The sequence below is a fragment of the Cedecea sp. B1(4) genome (assembly GCF_059414925.1).
Map to the genome: position 1 here is coordinate 257,530 of NZ_JCAHMZ010000001.1, position 15,118 is coordinate 272,647.

Below are 15,118 nucleotides of genomic sequence, written 5' to 3' on the forward strand. Positions count from 1 at the left end.
TATGTCGCGCTTTTCCCTAAGTCTGTTAGCGCTGCTGCTGGTGGCGGGCTGTAGCTCTCGCCCCGCCATTCCGGTGAACAACGACCAAACCCTGGTCATGGAATCTGCGGTGCTGGCGGCCGGGATTAGCGCGGAAAAACCGGATATCTCTCAGCAAAACGGTGCCACGGTGGCCGAGTCATCGCTGTATAATGAGCAGCATAAGCCGGTCACGCTGTACTATCGTTTCTACTGGTACGACAAAAAAGGGCTGGAAATCCACCCGCTTGAGCAAGTGCGTACCGTTACCCTCCCGGGGCAGTCTTCGCAGCGTATTGAGTCGACTGCAGCCTGGCCCGGAGCCAAAAAAGTACGTCTTTCTCTCTCTGTAAGGAGCGAATTTTGATTAGGGGACTTCATCGTTATCTGGCCGTCACTGCGGTGGCGCTGATCCTGACCGGGTGTATTAATCGCGGCGAACAGCCTGCCCCGGTTGAAGAAGCTAAACCTGGCGTAGAGCAGCCTGCACAGCCGGAGCCTACCGTGCCAACGGTACCGAACGTGCCGACGCAGCCTGGCCCTGTGGAACAACCAGAGCCTACTATTCCGCCTCAGCCTAAGGTTCGCACCTATGACTGGAACAGTGCCATGCAGCCGATGGTCAGCAAAATGCTGCAGGCTGATGGCGTGACGCCGGGTAGCGTGTTGCTGGTGGACAGCGTCAATAACCGCACCAATGGCAGCCTGCAAACCAGCAGCGCGACTGAAGCCTTGCGCGGCGCGCTGGCCAACAACAACAAGTTCACGCTGGTTTCTGCGCAGCAGCTCTCGATGGCTAAGCAGCAGCTTGGGCTTTCTCCGCAGGACAGTTTAGGTACGCGAAGCAAAGCGATTGGCATTGCGCGTAACACCGGCGCCCAGTACGTGCTTTACACCAACGCCAGCGGCAACGTGAACACGCCCACGCTGAAAATGCAGCTGATGCTGGTGCAAACCGGCGAAATCATCTGGTCGGGTAGTGGTGCTGTTCAGCAAACCAACTAAAGCATCGCTCGATGCGGCAGTGACTCGATACCTTCCGGCGGCTCAGGCCGCCGGTTGTGTTTCTGCGCTCGAGGGACTGAGCGGCACAAGCTACCGCGTAGAGACAGAAGCCGGCAGCTTTACGGCAAGAAAGCTGCCCGAACAGCGCTTGCCGGGGATTTCCCTTAGGCGGCATCATCGCGCGCTCAGGCAGTTGCCCATCGGCATCGCGCCCGAGCCCTGGTGTCTGGCGGAAGGCTGGCTGTTCACCCGCTGGCTTGACGGCGAGGTTTTGCCGAACCTGGCCCCGCTCACTGAATTAACGGGCTTATTGTATTATCTTCACCGGCAGAAACCGTTCGGCTGGCGCATAAGCCTGGTTCCGCTGCTTGAGTTTTACTGGCAGGAAAGCGACCCAAACAGGCGAACCCTGACCTGGCTGCGTGAACTAAAGCGCCTGAAGCGGCGTAAGGAGCCCAGGCCCCTGCGGCTGGCCCCTCTGCACATGGATGTTCACGCGGGAAATCTGGTGCGGCAACCAAGCAATTGCCTGGGGCTTATTGACTGGGAATACGCCGGGGATGGCGATATTGCGCTAGAGCTGGCCGCCGTGCTGGGAGCAAACGCTGTCGACAGTGAAGCGCTGCTGGAGTTGTATGCTGCCCAGGCTTCACTCAGCCTCGACGTCCTCAATCGCCAGGTTGCACGCTGGCGGCCGTGGATAACGTTACTTATGGCATCCTGGTATGAATGCCGCTGGCGGCAAACCGGGGAGCAACATTTTATTACGCTGGCAGACGACGCGTGGCGCGCGCTGCGGGCGAGCAAACATCAGGAGAGAGTATTGTGGGCCCAGTAATGTTGGATGTGGCCGGCTTCGAGCTGGATGCGGAAGAGCGTGAAATTTTGCAGCACCCGCTGGTGGGCGGTTTGATTCTTTTTACCCGTAACTACCACGACCCGGAGCAGCTTCGTGAACTGGTGCGCCAGATCCGTGAAGCTTCGCACCATCGTCTGGTTGTTGCCGTCGATCAGGAAGGCGGCCGCGTGCAGCGGTTCCGCGAAGGGTTTACCCGTCTGCCTGCGGCACAATCTTTTGCGGCACTCCGCGGCCTGGAAGAGGGCGGTAAGCTGGCGGCAGAGGCTGGCTGGCTGATGGCGAGCGAAATGATCGCCATGGATATCGACATCAGTTTTGCGCCGGTGCTGGATATCGGGCACATCAGCGCGGCCATTGGGGAACGTTCTTACCATGAAGACCCGGCCAAAGCGCTGGTAATGGCCACGCGTTTTATCGACGGGATGCATGCTGCGGGCATGAAAACCACCGGTAAACACTTCCCTGGCCACGGGGCGGTCACCGCCGACTCGCACAAAGAAACCCCGCACGACCCGCGCCCGAAGGCGGACATCCGCGAGCATGACATGCGCATTTTTGCCTCACTGATTCGCGAGAATAAGCTGGATGCCATCATGCCTGCCCACGTTATCTACGATGAAGTAGATCCGCGTCCGGCTAGCGGCTCTGAGTATTGGCTAAAAACGGTCCTGCGTGGCGAACTGGGCTTTAATGGTGTGATTTTCTCCGATGATTTGTCGATGGAAGGCGCGGCTATCATGGGCAGCTATGCCGAACGTGGTCAGGCATCGCTGGACGCCGGTTGCGATATGATCCTCGTCTGCAATAATCGTAAAGGGGCGGTGAGCGTGCTTGATAACCTGTCGCCGGTCAAAGCAGAGCGTGTTACAGGTTTGTATCATAAAGGGGCATTTACCCGCGATGAGCTGCGTTCATCCGATCGCTGGAAGCAGGTGAACCAGCAGCTGGAAGCGCTGCACGAGCAGTGGCAGGCGCAGAAGGCGGGCTAATATTCAGGTAATGAGGATGCGATGATTATCTATTTGCACGGTTTTGACTCAAACAGTCCCGGAAACCATGAAAAAGTGCTGCAGCTTCAGTTTATCGATCCCGACGTGCGGCTGATCAGCTACAGCACGCTGCATCCGAAGCACGACATGCAGCATCTGCTGAAGGAAGTCGACAAGATGCAGCAGCTTACCGACGACGAACGCCCCTTAATTTGCGGCGTGGGTCTCGGCGGGTTCTGGGCGGAGCGCATTGGTTTTCTCTGTGATATGCGGCAGGTTATTTTTAACCCGAACCTTTACCCCCATGAAAACATGGAAGGGAAGATCGACAGGCCGGAAGAGTACGCGGATATCACCACCAAGTGCGTGCCAAACTTCCGTGAGAAGAACCGCGATCGCTGCCTGGCTATTCTCTCGCGCAACGACGAAGCGCTGGACAACCGGCGCACGGCAGAAGCGCTGCATCATTACTATGAAATCGTCTGGGACGAGCAGCAAACCCACAAATTCAAAAATATCTCCCGGCATTTGCAACGCATTAAAGCCTTTAAAACCCTGGGCTAAATTTTCCCGTCATACTTCAAGCCGCAGGTGTGTTGGCTGCACCTGCTCACCCCAGTCACATAGTTAGCTATGCTCCTGGGGTTTCTCAGCTTTGCCGCCGTCCTGCAACTCGAATTATTTAGGGAAAATGTCATGGTTAGCCTCGCGCTGGCCTTTTTGTTTATCTTTTCGGCATAAAAATTGATGTACATCAATTTTGGTATGACCAATGCACCCTTCATGTTATTCTCGATAAAGTTTGGCGTTAAACGTGCAGTAACCCTTTGTTAATTAAAGGTTATTTAGATAACTTTTAATTAACAATTGGTTAATATTTTAGGGGGTCAAGTTGACTACACCATTGAAAAAAATAGTGATTGTTGGCGGCGGCGCTGGTGGTCTGGAGCTGGCGACTCAGTTGGGTAAAAAACTCGGGCGTGGCAAAAAAGCCAAAATTACTCTGGTCGACCGTAACCACAGCCACCTGTGGAAACCGCTGCTGCATGAAGTGGCCACCGGTTCGCTGGATGAAGGCGTGGATGCGCTGAGCTACCTGGCCCACGCGCGCAATCATCATTTCCAGTTCCAGCTGGGTTCCGTGGTGGATATCAACCGCGAAAGCAAAACGCTGACCATCGCCGAACTGCGCGATGAAAAGGGCGAGCTGCTGGTGCCTGAGCGCAAGCTGCCATACGACACGCTGGTGATGGCGCTGGGGAGCACCTCCAACGACTTCAACACCCCTGGCGTGAAAGAGAACTGCATCTTCCTCGACAACCCGCATCAGGCGCGTCGTTTCCATTCCGAGATGCTAAACCTGTTCCTGAAATACTCCGCCAACCTCGGCGCAAGCGGCAAGGTTAACATCGCTATCGTTGGTGGTGGCGCGACGGGCGTTGAGCTGTCTGCTGAGCTGCATAACGCCGTTAAGCAGCTGCACAGCTACGGCTACAAAGGGCTGACCAACGAAGCGCTGAACGTCACGCTGGTGGAAGCCGGGGAGCGCATTCTGCCTGCGCTGCCGCCGCGCATTTCTGCCGCCGCGCATAGCGAACTGACCAAGCTTGGCGTTCGCGTGCTGACGCAAACCATGGTGACCAGTGCCGAAGCACATGGCCTGAACACCAAAGACGGCGAGTTCATCGAAGCGGATCTGATGGTCTGGGCGGCGGGCATTAAAGCGCCAGACTTCATGAAAGATATCGGCGGCCTTGAAACTAACCGCATTAACCAGCTGGTGGTTGAGCCAACGCTGCAGACCACGCGCGACCCTGATATCTATGCTATCGGCGACTGTGCATCCTGCGCTCGCCCGGAAGGTGGTTTCGTGCCTCCTCGCGCTCAGGCCGCGCACCAGATGGCTTCCCGCGCGCTGACGAACATCCTTGCGCAGATGAAAGGCCAGCCGCTCAAAGCTTACAGCTATAAAGATCACGGCTCGCTGGTTTCATTGTCCAAATTCTCCACCGTGGGCAGCCTGATGGGTAACCTGATGCGCGGCTCGATGATGGTGGAAGGCCGCATCGCCCGCTTCGTGTACATCTCCCTGTACCGTATGCACCAGATTGCGCTGCACGGTTATTTCAAAACTGGCCTGATGATGCTGGTGGGCAGCATCAACCGCGTGATTCGTCCACGCCTGAAGCTGCACTAAGTTTTATTTCCTTCCGAAACCCGGCCCCCGAGCCGGGTTTTTTATTGCCGGGAAGCAGCATAACATTCGGCATATTCCTGGCGGATTGCTCGGAGTTGTCTTAAACACACGTTTTCACCGCACGATCCCGCACTTTTGATCCGTTGTCTGATTTCTCAATATTGTCACTGCAGTGCAAAATTAGGTTAACAACAAGGTCAGGAGGATGTCCTGTGAATAAATCAATGTTAGCGGGTATAGGTATTGGCGTGGCCGCTGCGCTGGGCGTGGCTGCGGTAGCCAGTTTGAACGTGTTTGACCGTGGTCCCCAGTATGCACAGGTGGTGTCAGCGACGCCAATCAAGGAAACGGTTAAAACACCGCGTCAGGAGTGCCGCAATGTGGCCGTGATGCACCGCAAACCTGTTCAGGATGAGAACCGTATTTTAGGTTCTGCTCTGGGCGCGGTGGCCGGGGGCGTGATTGGTCATCAGTTTGGCGGTGGACGCGGGAAGGATGTTGCCACGGTCGTGGGCGCGCTGGGCGGCGGCTACGCCGGGAACCAGGTGCAGGGCGCGATGCAGGATGGGGATACCTACACCACCACCCAGCAGCGCTGCAAGACCGTATACGACAAATCAGAAAAAATGCTCGGTTATGATGTGACCTACAAAATCGGCGATCAGCAGGGTAAAATCCGCATGGATAAAGACCCTGGCACCCAGATCCCGCTGGACAGCAAAGGCCAGTTGGTGCTGAATAAAGCCTGATATCGAGCCTTAAAACAAACCCGCCTTCCGGCGGGTTTTGTGTTTCTAGTGCTCGCCGCGCAGCGTTTGCTGCAGCGTCAATAAGACCCTGACTTCCTGAATTCTGCGGCGGGTTAAGGCGGGAATTGCCTCTGGAGCCTGCTCAAATAGCGTTTTACCAGCAAAAATAACTTCTCCGAGGCAGCGGTCGTACAGCGGCCCGCTTACATCCAGCTTTAATTCATCGTCGACGCTCAGGGTTTCATCCGCCCCGCGGCGGTCGGCGGCAATGACTCTGCCATCTTTCAGCACGATATTAATACCTTTTTGCCCCCCGGCGGGCCCGGCATATTTGTTTAGCTGCAGCACGCAGGGGATGCCGCCCATATCCCCGCGCAGCAGCGCCTGGCCCTCTGCCGTTGTAACATCGCCCGGCAAGATACCGTTGCCGAGCCGGTCTTTGGCAAGCAGTAACTCCAGCTTCAGCGCTTCGCCAGCGCCTGCCTGCACCAGCGTTTCCCGCATCATCGCCAGTACATGCGTGCCGATGTCCACGATAACGCCGTCCGGGTGTCGCAGCTCACGAGTATCGGGCTCGCCGGTGGCAAAATTCAGCGCAATGGGCTCTCCGGCGGCGTTAAACCCGCTGGGCTCCAGCAGGAATCCTTCGATACGGTCGATATCCTCAAGGCGGTCGATAAAACGTGCCGCATCGGTTCTCACCATCCAGTGATCCAGGGCGAGCACCCGCGCGGCAATGGCCGGTCGCTCAATAACGATGTCAGTTCGTCCAGCTGCTGTAACGTTGCTGCGACGGGTTTTTCCACCACGACGGGCAGCGAACTTTGCTGTAGCACCTGCTTCAGCATCGGCCAATGCTGGAGCGATGAAGTGGTGATAAACACCAGATCAAGCGGCAGCGCCAGGAGCTGGTTTAAGGAGGGGAGAAGCGTGATGGCATCAGAGCTGTAGCGTGGGGCGGGATCAAACCCGTAGCAAACCGCATCACGCCGGGAAAGCCGCTGAATCGCCGGCAGGTAAGCCGTTTCTATTACGCTGCCCACGCCAATAAACCCAACTTGCATATCATCTCCGGTCATAAGAGAGGAAAATATCCCTTATTTTTAAAAGACTATTTTGCGTGGGTCGAGGGATAAACTGTTAGGAAGGGTAAGCGTGTGAACTTGCCCGGCAACTGCCGGGCAAGGAAGAGGCTTAGAACAGCACAGAGTAGTTCATGCCGAAGGTGCGACCACGGCCTTTGTAGTTATACAGCGAAGCAGGACCGTAGCCTGGGCTGTAGTTCAGAGGCGCGCGCTGGCCCCAAAGTGTGGTGTAGTCGCGGTCCAGCAGGTTCTCAACGCTGAAGCTAAGTTTACCCACCGGGAGCTGGTAGCTGCCCAGTAAATCAACAGTGGTGTAACCCTTGAGTTCATTCCCTGCGCTATCGCTGACGTCAAACGAGGTGGTGCTTTGCACACGAAGGCTCCACGGGTCCGGCGCCCAGCCAATATAGGCGGTGGCTTTCGACGGGCTGGCGGTTTTAACGGTAACCTTCTCCCAGCTGCCGTTCACTTTTGACTCGGTTTTTAAGACGTTGAAGTTAGCCCCGGTGCTCCATTCGCTGTCAGGGATAAAGTAATCCACCGCGCCTTCCACGCCATAAACCCGTCGTTTATTGTCATTCACGCTAATGGTCAGGTCAGTATTCGGGACGACTTCCTTATTAGACAGCGAGTAGTAGGTGGCAATCTGCGTGCGCAGGCTGTCGCCGGTGTAGCGCCAGCCCAGCTCGTAGGAGTCAACCTTCACGCCCTGCAGTTTGCTCGCGCCGACGTTGACACTGTTGGTCAGCGGCAGGTGGCCGTTAACCGCCGCGCCATAGGTGCCACGGCCGTAGTATTTACCCGGATCAGGCAGCTCCACGCCCTGGGAGAAGTTCAGCCACGTCTGCTGGCGCTCGGTGAGGTGCATCAGCAGGCCGGCGTTGAACAGGTAGTTGTCGTAGTTGGTGGAGCCGCCAGGGATAGCATCGGCGGATTTTACTTTACCTGAGGCAATTTGCTGCTGCTGCGAGTAGCCGATGAAATCATCAATCTTGTTCTCGGTGTATTGGTAACGCACGCCGCCGCTCAGGGTAAAGATCTCGTTGATGTCATAGCTGGACTGTAGGAACGCCGCCATGTTGCTAATGTCATACGCCGGGTAACGTCCGGTGGTATAGATTTTCTGGTTATTCAGGCCGCCTGAGGCGCTGGCCTGCGCCAGATCGAAGAACATCTGGTTAGAGGTGAAGCGCTCGTGGTCCGCGTCCAGGCCGTAGGTCAGCTGCCAGCCGTCGAGCGGCTTGCTGTTGAAGGTCAGTTTCGCGCCGTACTGGTTAGTATCCTGCTGGGAAGAGGAGAATGCGGTCGCTTTTTGGCTCGCGTTTACCGTCGGGAACGGGTAGAACAGCAACGACTCATCACGGTAGTAAACTTGGCCCACCATCTCCTGGCCGAGGAAGTCGCTGTTGGAATATTGCATGCTGATCAGGTGACGTTCTGTGCCGGGGACTCGGTCAGAGTTCAGCCCTTTGCTGACGTAAGGGGTGCTTGCGCCGCTGATGGCAGAGAAGTTTTTCCCAAGGTCCAGGCCGTAATCGTCATCGCCCTGACTTTTATAATATTGGGTGACTAATTGAAGCTGCTGGTTTTCATCGATGTTCAGCGTCCCGGTGCCCATCACGTCCAGGCGGTCGGAATACTGTAACCCGGTCTGGGTGTTGTCGAGCAGGGTGGCATCACCCTTGCCGTCATACCAGCCGCCGAATTTTTGATAGGCGATCGAGGCGCGGCCAGAAATATGGTCGTTCCCGCCGGAGATGGCGCTGGCGACGCGCTCATCGTGGTCTTTGCTGCTGTTAAAGCCGCTCTTGATCCCGGTCTCAAACTCTACCTGTGTATCTTTCTGGCCTTTTTTGGTCACGATATTAATCAGCCCGCCGGTACTGCCGCCGCCGTACAGGGAGGTCGCCCCGGAAATGACTTCAATATGATCGATGTTGAACGGGTCGATAGAGTCCAGCTGGCGGCTGTCGATACGGGAAGAGTTGAGGCGTACCCCGTCAACCAGCACGACCAGCGGGCGACCACGCAGGTTCATGCCGTAGTTGGTACGGCTCTGGCTGCTGACGTCGAGGCCAGGGATCAGCTGGGCCAGCGCGTCTTTAAACTCTTTGCCGCCCTGGATCTGCTGCTCCAGTTCGGCTTTCTCGATCACCCAGGTGGTTTGGGCCATCTCGGCGACGGTGCGGTTGCTGCGGTTGGCGGAAACCACCATCGTCTCGTCACTGGTTTGCTGTGCCACTGCTGGCGCCATCATGGCGAGCAGTAACGGATTGAGCGCCCAAAGCGTTTGCTTTTTGGTTATCATCATTGTTCCTTCATACGGGCTGACAAACATCGGCCCAAATATGCTGTGTCCTCGTCATTCTTCAATTTGACGCGGGGTTAACGGTTACCCCCGTCCCGCAGCGGCCTGCGTTCCGGGGGATAAACTCAGTTAGCGCCGGGCTGCATTTCGAATGATTTTGAGGAGTAGTGAGTTAAGGACGCAGCGCTGTGCTGCGGTTTTTCCCGGCTGCCGCTGCGCCATTGGATCAGCGCGGGCGGTGTACTGAGATCGAACAAATCACGCCCCAGCGCGCGATTCAGAATTTTGGCGGAGCGCCACGCCATCAGGCTCAGCTGCGGCTCGGCAATGCCGTGGGTTTGCATGCTGGCGTTGACCGCGAAGATGTTATTTCCGGCCGGGCCGTTCCACTCCAGCGTAAAGTCGTCGCGCACTTTGAAGTTGCACTCATCCAGCATCGTCATGCGTGACATTAACGGCGAAAGCATTTGCGGCAGCGTAGGGCGGTAGCCGGTGGCGAAAATCACCACGTCGCTGTCCAGCGTGTCATAGCCCTTGTCCAGATGGTGTTCCAGCAGCAGCTGCCAGCCGTGGCCACGGCTTTCAAGGCCGGTGACCGAGCGGCTTGGCAGCAGGCGAGCATTGCGCGGCAGCCCGAGCACTTCAAAGCGGTGATACAACTCGCGGTAGATGGTCAGCAGCGAATCGGCGGTAATGCCGTCGGAGGTCATCTTCTGCTCATCGAGCATTTTCTGCCGCGCGCCTTCATTCAGGCCCACAAAGCCGGTGACGTATTCCGGCGTGAAGTATTCGTTGGCAAACGCGGCTTCATCGAGGGCGTTAAAGTTATTGCGGCGTGAAACCCAGTTCACTTCGGCAACTTCGCCCCAGGCACCACGGAACGCATTCAGGAACAGGTCGGCACCGCTTTGCCCGCCGCCAACAACCGTGACGCGTTTCCCGGCCAGATTCGGCAGGCGCAGGCTCATTTCGCTGGCGTGGAAGCAGGTCGGCGTGGCGGTTTTTACGCACGGTGGCAGGTGAGGCTGTTTGCCAATCCCGAGGCAAATGTTGCGTGCCAGCGTTTCACCCTGGCCGGTTTGCACCACAAACAGCTTGCGCTGCTCGTCGAAATCAACGCGCTCAACCGTCTGGTTAAACTGCAGGTTATTCATGCCCTCTGCGGCCCAGCGCAGGTAATCCGAAAACTCATCGCGCGAAACGGTGCGCAGTTCGGTGGTCAGAAAACGGTAGAATTTTTTACGCTTCACCAGGTAGTTCACAAAGCTGAACGGGCTGGTGGGGGCCACGGCGCTGACCAAATCTTTCAGGAACATGGTCTGCATATGGCAATCCGGCACTAACATGCCGGGGTGCCACGCAAAGTCAGGGCGGCTGTCAAAGAACTGGCTGCTAAATCCCTCTGCTTCGTGAGACAGCGCCGCAATGCTCAGGTTAAACGGGCCGATACCTACGCCAATAAAATCAACAGTGTTTGTCATAATTCAATCCCTGGTTACCAGCCACAGCGGGTTTTGCAGATCCTCGAGGTAATTCGGCAGCATGCGGCTGCCGCCGTCCTGGTCAGGCCAGGTCAGTTTTACCGGGTTCAGCACAACGCGGATGATTTGTGGCTTAAAGAGTGAGAAAAGCGCAAAACGCGCCGACATTTGCGGGTGTTCCTGCATGTAATCACTCAACACTGCGGCCAGCAGCTGATAAAAGCGTCTCTCCGGCACGCCAAGGCGGGCCATGAGCGGCGAAACAAAACGCAGCACCGTGACAAAATGGCCGGTCTGCAAATCATGAATTAAATAGTCGGCGCTCAGGCGGGCGGTTACGTCCCGCACTTCCTGAGGCAGGGAGTCCATCTCCGGGAACTCATCCTTCACCAGTCGCATATCGCCCTGAAAATCTTTCAGCAGCACACGCTGCGGCACGCCGTCTTTCATGGCGAGCGTAATATTTTGTCCGTGGGCGATCAGCGCCACGCCGTAGCGGCAGAGCAGGTGATACAGCGGCACCACCACCGCGCGGAACATTTGGGTCAGCCAGGCTTCTGCATCCAGGCCAGAGCGGGCGATATAGGCCCCAATCAGCGGCTGATTGTTCTCGTCGCACTCCATCAGGGTCGCCATCAGAATCGGCGTCTCGTCAGGCTTCAGCCAGCGGGTCGGGTTCTCGCGCCAGATAACGCCCAGCATCTCCTGGTAGCGATAGGGCGCCTGAGCCAGCGCGGCGTAGCCTGAATGAGAAACATAGCCGGCAGCCGGTTCGCCGAGGATAACCGCCCCGGTTTGCACCAGCGTGCTGTCGGTAGCGAAGACGTTTTGCAGCCAGCGGGAAGCCAGCGGCCCGGCGGCAATGTACTTGCCCGGAATACCGCGGTAGCAGGAGGTGTTGTAAATCGTCAGCGGCAGCTTGATGTCTAACCCGCCCTGGCGGCTGGCGTTGGTCAGGGTGCGCAGCGACTGTTGGGCCAGCCACTGGTCGCCAAATTCGCCGAGAGACACCATCTTGCCTTCGGCGAGATCGGCCACGAAATCCAGCGCGATCTTTTGCTGCCATTGCCACGGATGCACCGGCAGCGGCAGCCAGTTATTATCCAGGCCATTGTTCTGCCACGCCTGAGTAAAGCGGGCCAGTTCCTGCTCGTCCATCGCGGCGGCGATAAGCTGCTGAATATCCAGCTCGCTGTCGCAGCGCCAGACCATATGCTCGCGTTTAACCGCCAGCCAGTGCAGCCGGAAGGTATTGGCATACTCCGGCGCATAGCGCTCCAGCGCCTCTTTGCCCCAGCCGCGACGCCCTTTGTTAAAGGCAAATTTCGGGTGGCCGCTCAGCAGGCACTGCAGGCGGTCAGCGTCGAGATCGATCAGGTTTTCAGCGCTCATGCCGCGGCGCGCTTTCAGCAGCTGCAGGTCACCCAGCAGCGTGGCGTACAGATCCTGCATATGCTCGGCCACGGTGGCGTCGCTCATCGACAGCACCGGTTTGAGCTGCATCAGCAGCGTTTGGGCTAACACAGGCTCGTCCGCACAGCGCAGCTTTTGTGCATCAATCCACAGCCAGCCCCAGATACCGCGCTCGGCGTTAAAATGCCACTCGGCCCCGGCCAGGCTGATGCAGTAGCGATTTTCACCCAGCGATTCGGCCTGAAAAACCTGCTCGTACTCCAGCTCAGCCAGCATTTTGGCTACCAGCTGGCGGTTAACGAAATCCCAGTCCATGCGATTCATTACAGGCCTACCTCGCTAAAGAAATTATGGCGGTCCGCCATGACGAGGCGTGAACGCTTGTGCGGGAAGTCAAATTCCTTGCGCGTCACGTAGCCCGCTGGCTCCAGATGCTTGAACAAGCGCTGGTTGTCGGCGCGCGGCTCCAGCACGGTGCGCTGCGTGCGCGGCTCGTCCAGCAGAAGGTAGTGGGTTAACCCTCGCAGCCAGCTTTGCACATAGTGCGCGCCGCGCCACTGCTGCTCGCCCACCAGCAGATGCAGGCCGCGATCAAACGGCTGCCACGGGTAATGGCGGCCAATGCGATCTTCCGCTGCCCAGTAAATTTCGAAGTAACTGAACGGCTGGTCGTCAAAGCAGCCGATCAGCGGAAATGCATGTTTTCCTGTGAGCTGGCGCTCCAGATACGCGGTTTGTACCTCCAGCGAGCCGCTTTGCTCCCAGAAATAGTCCACGCGCGGATCGTTCATCCAGCGGGTAAAACGCTCGGCGTCCAGTGCCGGGTCGGCCACGCGGAAGCTCAGCGTTTTGCGAACGCGTGGATCGTAGCGACGGTAAACTTCCCCGGACGGGCGGGCAGGGCGCAGCGGGAAGTAGATCTCACGCTCGGCGTCAAACACCATTTCGCCGGAAGCGTGCTTCGCCGGAGCGCTGAGCCACAGCGGCAGCTGCCAGAAAGTCGCACGGTGAACGATGTCGCTTTTCAGCAGATCGAACAACACCAGCGCCTGCGGCTCTTCGCGCCACTCTGCGTAAGGCAGTACGATAGACGTAAGCTGCGGCGCCGCGACGAACATCTGATCCAGCGCATCGCGCAGCCAGCCTGCGGGCAGTTCGCCCGGCCAGTGCAGAACCGCGCCGCCGTCCTGGCCCCAGCTCAGATTCAGAGGCTTATTGAGTTTTTCACAGCGCAGCCCGTGGCCGCCGTGAACAATAGATGCCTGAAACATTCAGCCCTCCTGAGCCAGCAGCGGGTTTACAAAGTCGAAATAAATCACCGAAGGATCGACGATGGTGTTTTCGTTATGGTCGTGCAGGTAGCAGAAGAAGTTCCCCTTCACGTTCCAGTGCGGACTTTCCAGCACGTAGTCGAGGCAGGTTTTATGCGTCACCTCGTCACGCACGGCGCTAAGTGCGCTGCGTACACGGCTCATCAGATTCACTTCGTTATCCAGCCCCGCAGCCCCCAGCGCGGCGGTCACGGCGAAGGTCGAATTGACCAGCAGGTAGTAAGGGAAGTAGCGCAGCAGCTGTTCACGGGTGAAGACGTTTTCCGCCTGTGCTTCGCCAATCATGTCGAGCCAGCCAGCGGCATGCGGCATAAAAGCGCTGCCCTGGCAGTCGCGGTAGATAAGCCCGACCGGCAGATCCTGCTGCATCTCCACCAGAATATTTTGCTGGTGAGCGAGGAGAACCAGGCCGTAATCCGCTTCGGCGGTAAACAGCGGCTTCAGCACCTGCTGGCAATAGGCGTCGACCCAGGCGTGTGCGGCCTGTTTCGGCGTGATCCTAAGGCGAGAGCTCAGGCGGTTCACGGCGGCAACCAGCAGGGAATCTCCGCCGTCCGGGGCTGACTGAGTCAGGGAAACCAGGACATTAGTCTGGCTCTGCGGCTGCTCAACCAGCAGGTTTTCGCGCAGGGCAAACAGGCTTTCTTCCATGATGTTGCCGTGGAGATCGCGCAGTCCGGCCCAGCCGTCCTCCTGCATCACGCGGAAGGTCGGGAAGCGGGCCTGCAGCGTTTGCCAGCGGTCAGTTTGCGCCAGGCGCGCCAGGCGCATGCCGCGTTTAACTTCTTTCACTGACAGGGTGCGTACGGAGTTGGTCAGGCGTACGCTCAGGGAGAATTTGATCATGTCGCGGCTGGTGGCGCAGTAGAGCGAGCGCGATGACGTGGTCGGTAACCACGGCGCGCCGGCCTCACCTAAATCTTTCACCAAACCTTTGGCGACCAACTGCTGGCACCAGTCCTGCTCCAGCAGATAGCCAGCCTGCCACGGATGCAGCGGGAACAGCCATTGATTGTCGCTGAGCTCGCTCAGCAGCTGCGGTGCATTTTCAGCGGCAAAGCGCGTCAGGCGCTGTTGAAGATTGAGGTGCAGACTTTCACCCGCCAGGTAGCTTTTATCTACGGCGAACCAGCGCAGCGGGAAATGCGGGGCAAAGTCTGGCAGATAGCGCTCGGCTTCCTGCTGGTTAAACGGTTCGTGGGATTTCGGCGCCGGGTGGAAGGCGTGTCCCACCAGTAACGCCTGCTCGGCCTCACCAAAATTCAACGCTTTTTCGCGCAGCCCGTTCCAGTCATGACGGGCTTCAATCGCCTGCTGCGTGTGGGCATGGCTTTCCATTACGCGCTGATAAAACGCCTCGCAGCCGGTGGCTGGCAGCATCTGCTGGTGCTGGAGTTTATCGACAATCAGCTGGGAAAGGGTGGCGAAGTCTATCGCCTGGCTGCCGGTGGCATTGACCAGACGAGCCGGGAATTCGAAGCGGTGATGCTGGGTGGGGGAGAAATAGGCCACTTTGAAGTAGAGCGCCTGCTGTTCCCCCAGGGGGATAATGAGTTCGGCTGGGTGGCTGTCGGTCAGTCGCCAGTCGTTGGTTTCACGGACAAGGGAATTAAGAAAGCACTGTGCGGCCACATCCCAGGCCAGCGTTTTATTTGGCAAAGTCATCATCAAACAGTTTCCACG

The 15,118-nt window shown here is 57.7% G+C and carries 12 protein-coding genes and 1 pseudogene; 7 read left to right on the top strand and 6 right to left on the bottom strand.

Annotated features, from left to right (window positions below; genetic code table 11):
• Position 1 precedes the first annotated feature (1 nt).
• From ACR6JA_RS01240 to ACR6JA_RS01270, 7 genes are all read left to right on the top strand, one after another.
• Positions 2–385 (top strand): YcfL family putative periplasmic lipoprotein, encoded by a 384-nt coding sequence (locus ACR6JA_RS01240; RefSeq protein ID WP_494493358.1) that lies wholly within the window; start codon positions 2–4, stop codon positions 383–385.
• Positions 382–1,023, top strand: coding sequence for a penicillin-binding protein activator LpoB (gene lpoB, locus ACR6JA_RS01245; protein ID WP_213716312.1), 642 nt, complete (start codon positions 382–384; stop codon positions 1,021–1,023). Before ACR6JA_RS01240 ends, lpoB begins: the two co-directional genes overlap by 4 nt.
• A complete protein-coding gene (thiK, locus tag ACR6JA_RS01250) occupies positions 1,001–1,861 on the top strand; it encodes a thiamine kinase (protein ID WP_494493359.1) in 861 nt (286 codons plus the stop codon). Before lpoB ends, thiK begins: the two co-directional genes overlap by 23 nt.
• Positions 1,849–2,871 (top strand): beta-N-acetylhexosaminidase, encoded by a 1,023-nt coding sequence (gene nagZ / locus ACR6JA_RS01255; protein WP_494493360.1) that lies wholly within the window; start codon positions 1,849–1,851, stop codon positions 2,869–2,871. The genes thiK and nagZ overlap by 13 nt, the downstream gene beginning before the upstream one ends.
• A gap of 21 nt (positions 2,872–2,892) precedes the next feature.
• The gene (ycfP, locus tag ACR6JA_RS01260; RefSeq protein WP_008453447.1) at positions 2,893–3,435 is read left to right on the top strand and encodes an alpha/beta hydrolase YcfP; all 543 of its coding nucleotides are present in this window, start codon (positions 2,893–2,895) and stop codon (positions 3,433–3,435) included.
• A gap of 328 nt (positions 3,436–3,763) precedes the next feature.
• On the top strand, positions 3,764–5,068 hold the full coding sequence (locus ACR6JA_RS01265) for an NAD(P)/FAD-dependent oxidoreductase (protein ID WP_008453443.1): 1,305 nt from the start codon (positions 3,764–3,766) through the stop codon (positions 5,066–5,068).
• Between the two features lie 212 nt (positions 5,069–5,280).
• A complete protein-coding gene (locus ACR6JA_RS01270) occupies positions 5,281–5,817 on the top strand; it encodes a glycine zipper 2TM domain-containing protein (RefSeq protein ID WP_494493361.1) in 537 nt (178 codons plus the stop codon).
• A gap of 45 nt (positions 5,818–5,862) precedes the next feature.
• On the opposite strand, the pseudogene ACR6JA_RS01275 reads toward ACR6JA_RS01270, so the two are convergent.
• The 6 genes and pseudogenes from ACR6JA_RS01275 to iucA all read right to left on the bottom strand — a co-directional run bounded on the left by ACR6JA_RS01275 (position 5,863) and on the right by iucA (position 15,100).
• Positions 5,863–6,881, bottom strand: a pseudogene (locus ACR6JA_RS01275) (Gfo/Idh/MocA family oxidoreductase).
• A 130-nt stretch (positions 6,882–7,011) separates the two neighbouring features.
• Entirely contained in the window at positions 7,012–9,213 is a 2,202-nt protein-coding gene (gene iutA / locus ACR6JA_RS01280; RefSeq protein ID WP_213716307.1) for a ferric aerobactin receptor IutA, read from the bottom strand.
• 122 nt (positions 9,214–9,335) lie between these two features.
• The gene (iucD, locus tag ACR6JA_RS01285) at positions 9,336–10,691 is read right to left on the bottom strand and encodes an NADPH-dependent L-lysine N(6)-monooxygenase (RefSeq protein ID WP_494493362.1); all 1,356 of its coding nucleotides are present in this window, start codon (positions 10,689–10,691) and stop codon (positions 9,336–9,338) included.
• Positions 10,692–10,694: 3 nt separating this feature from the next.
• Positions 10,695–12,428, bottom strand: coding sequence for an aerobactin synthase IucC (gene iucC / locus ACR6JA_RS01290; RefSeq protein WP_494493363.1), 1,734 nt, complete (start codon positions 12,426–12,428; stop codon positions 10,695–10,697).
• Positions 12,428–13,375, bottom strand: a complete 948-nt coding sequence (gene iucB / locus ACR6JA_RS01295; protein WP_213716304.1) for a N(6)-hydroxylysine O-acetyltransferase — start codon at positions 13,373–13,375, stop codon at positions 12,428–12,430. Before iucB ends, iucC begins: the two co-directional genes overlap by 1 nt.
• A complete protein-coding gene (gene iucA, locus ACR6JA_RS01300) occupies positions 13,376–15,100 on the bottom strand; it encodes an aerobactin synthase IucA (protein ID WP_213716336.1) in 1,725 nt (574 codons plus the stop codon). It abuts the gene before it with no gap.
• Positions 15,101–15,118: the final 18 nt, after the last annotated feature.

Excerpts from the sequence above, each read along its gene's own strand:
- ACR6JA_RS01240 (WP_494493358.1), top strand. The coding sequence starts at position 2 with ATGTCGCGCTTTTCCCTAAGTCTGTTAGCGCTGCTGCTGGTGGCGGGC.
- ycfP (WP_008453447.1), top strand. The coding sequence starts at position 2,893 with ATGATTATCTATTTGCACGGTTTTGACTCAAACAGTCCCGGAAACCAT.
- iutA (WP_213716307.1), bottom strand. The coding sequence starts at position 9,213 with ATGATGATAACCAAAAAGCAAACGCTTTGGGCGCTCAATCCGTTACTG.
- iucD (WP_494493362.1), bottom strand. The coding sequence starts at position 10,691 with ATGACAAACACTGTTGATTTTATTGGCGTAGGTATCGGCCCGTTTAAC.
- iucC (WP_494493363.1), bottom strand. The coding sequence starts at position 12,428 with ATGAATCGCATGGACTGGGATTTCGTTAACCGCCAGCTGGTAGCCAAA.
- iucB (WP_213716304.1), bottom strand. The coding sequence starts at position 13,375 with ATGTTTCAGGCATCTATTGTTCACGGCGGCCACGGGCTGCGCTGTGAA.
- iucA (WP_213716336.1), bottom strand. The coding sequence starts at position 15,100 with ATGACTTTGCCAAATAAAACGCTGGCCTGGGATGTGGCCGCACAGTGC.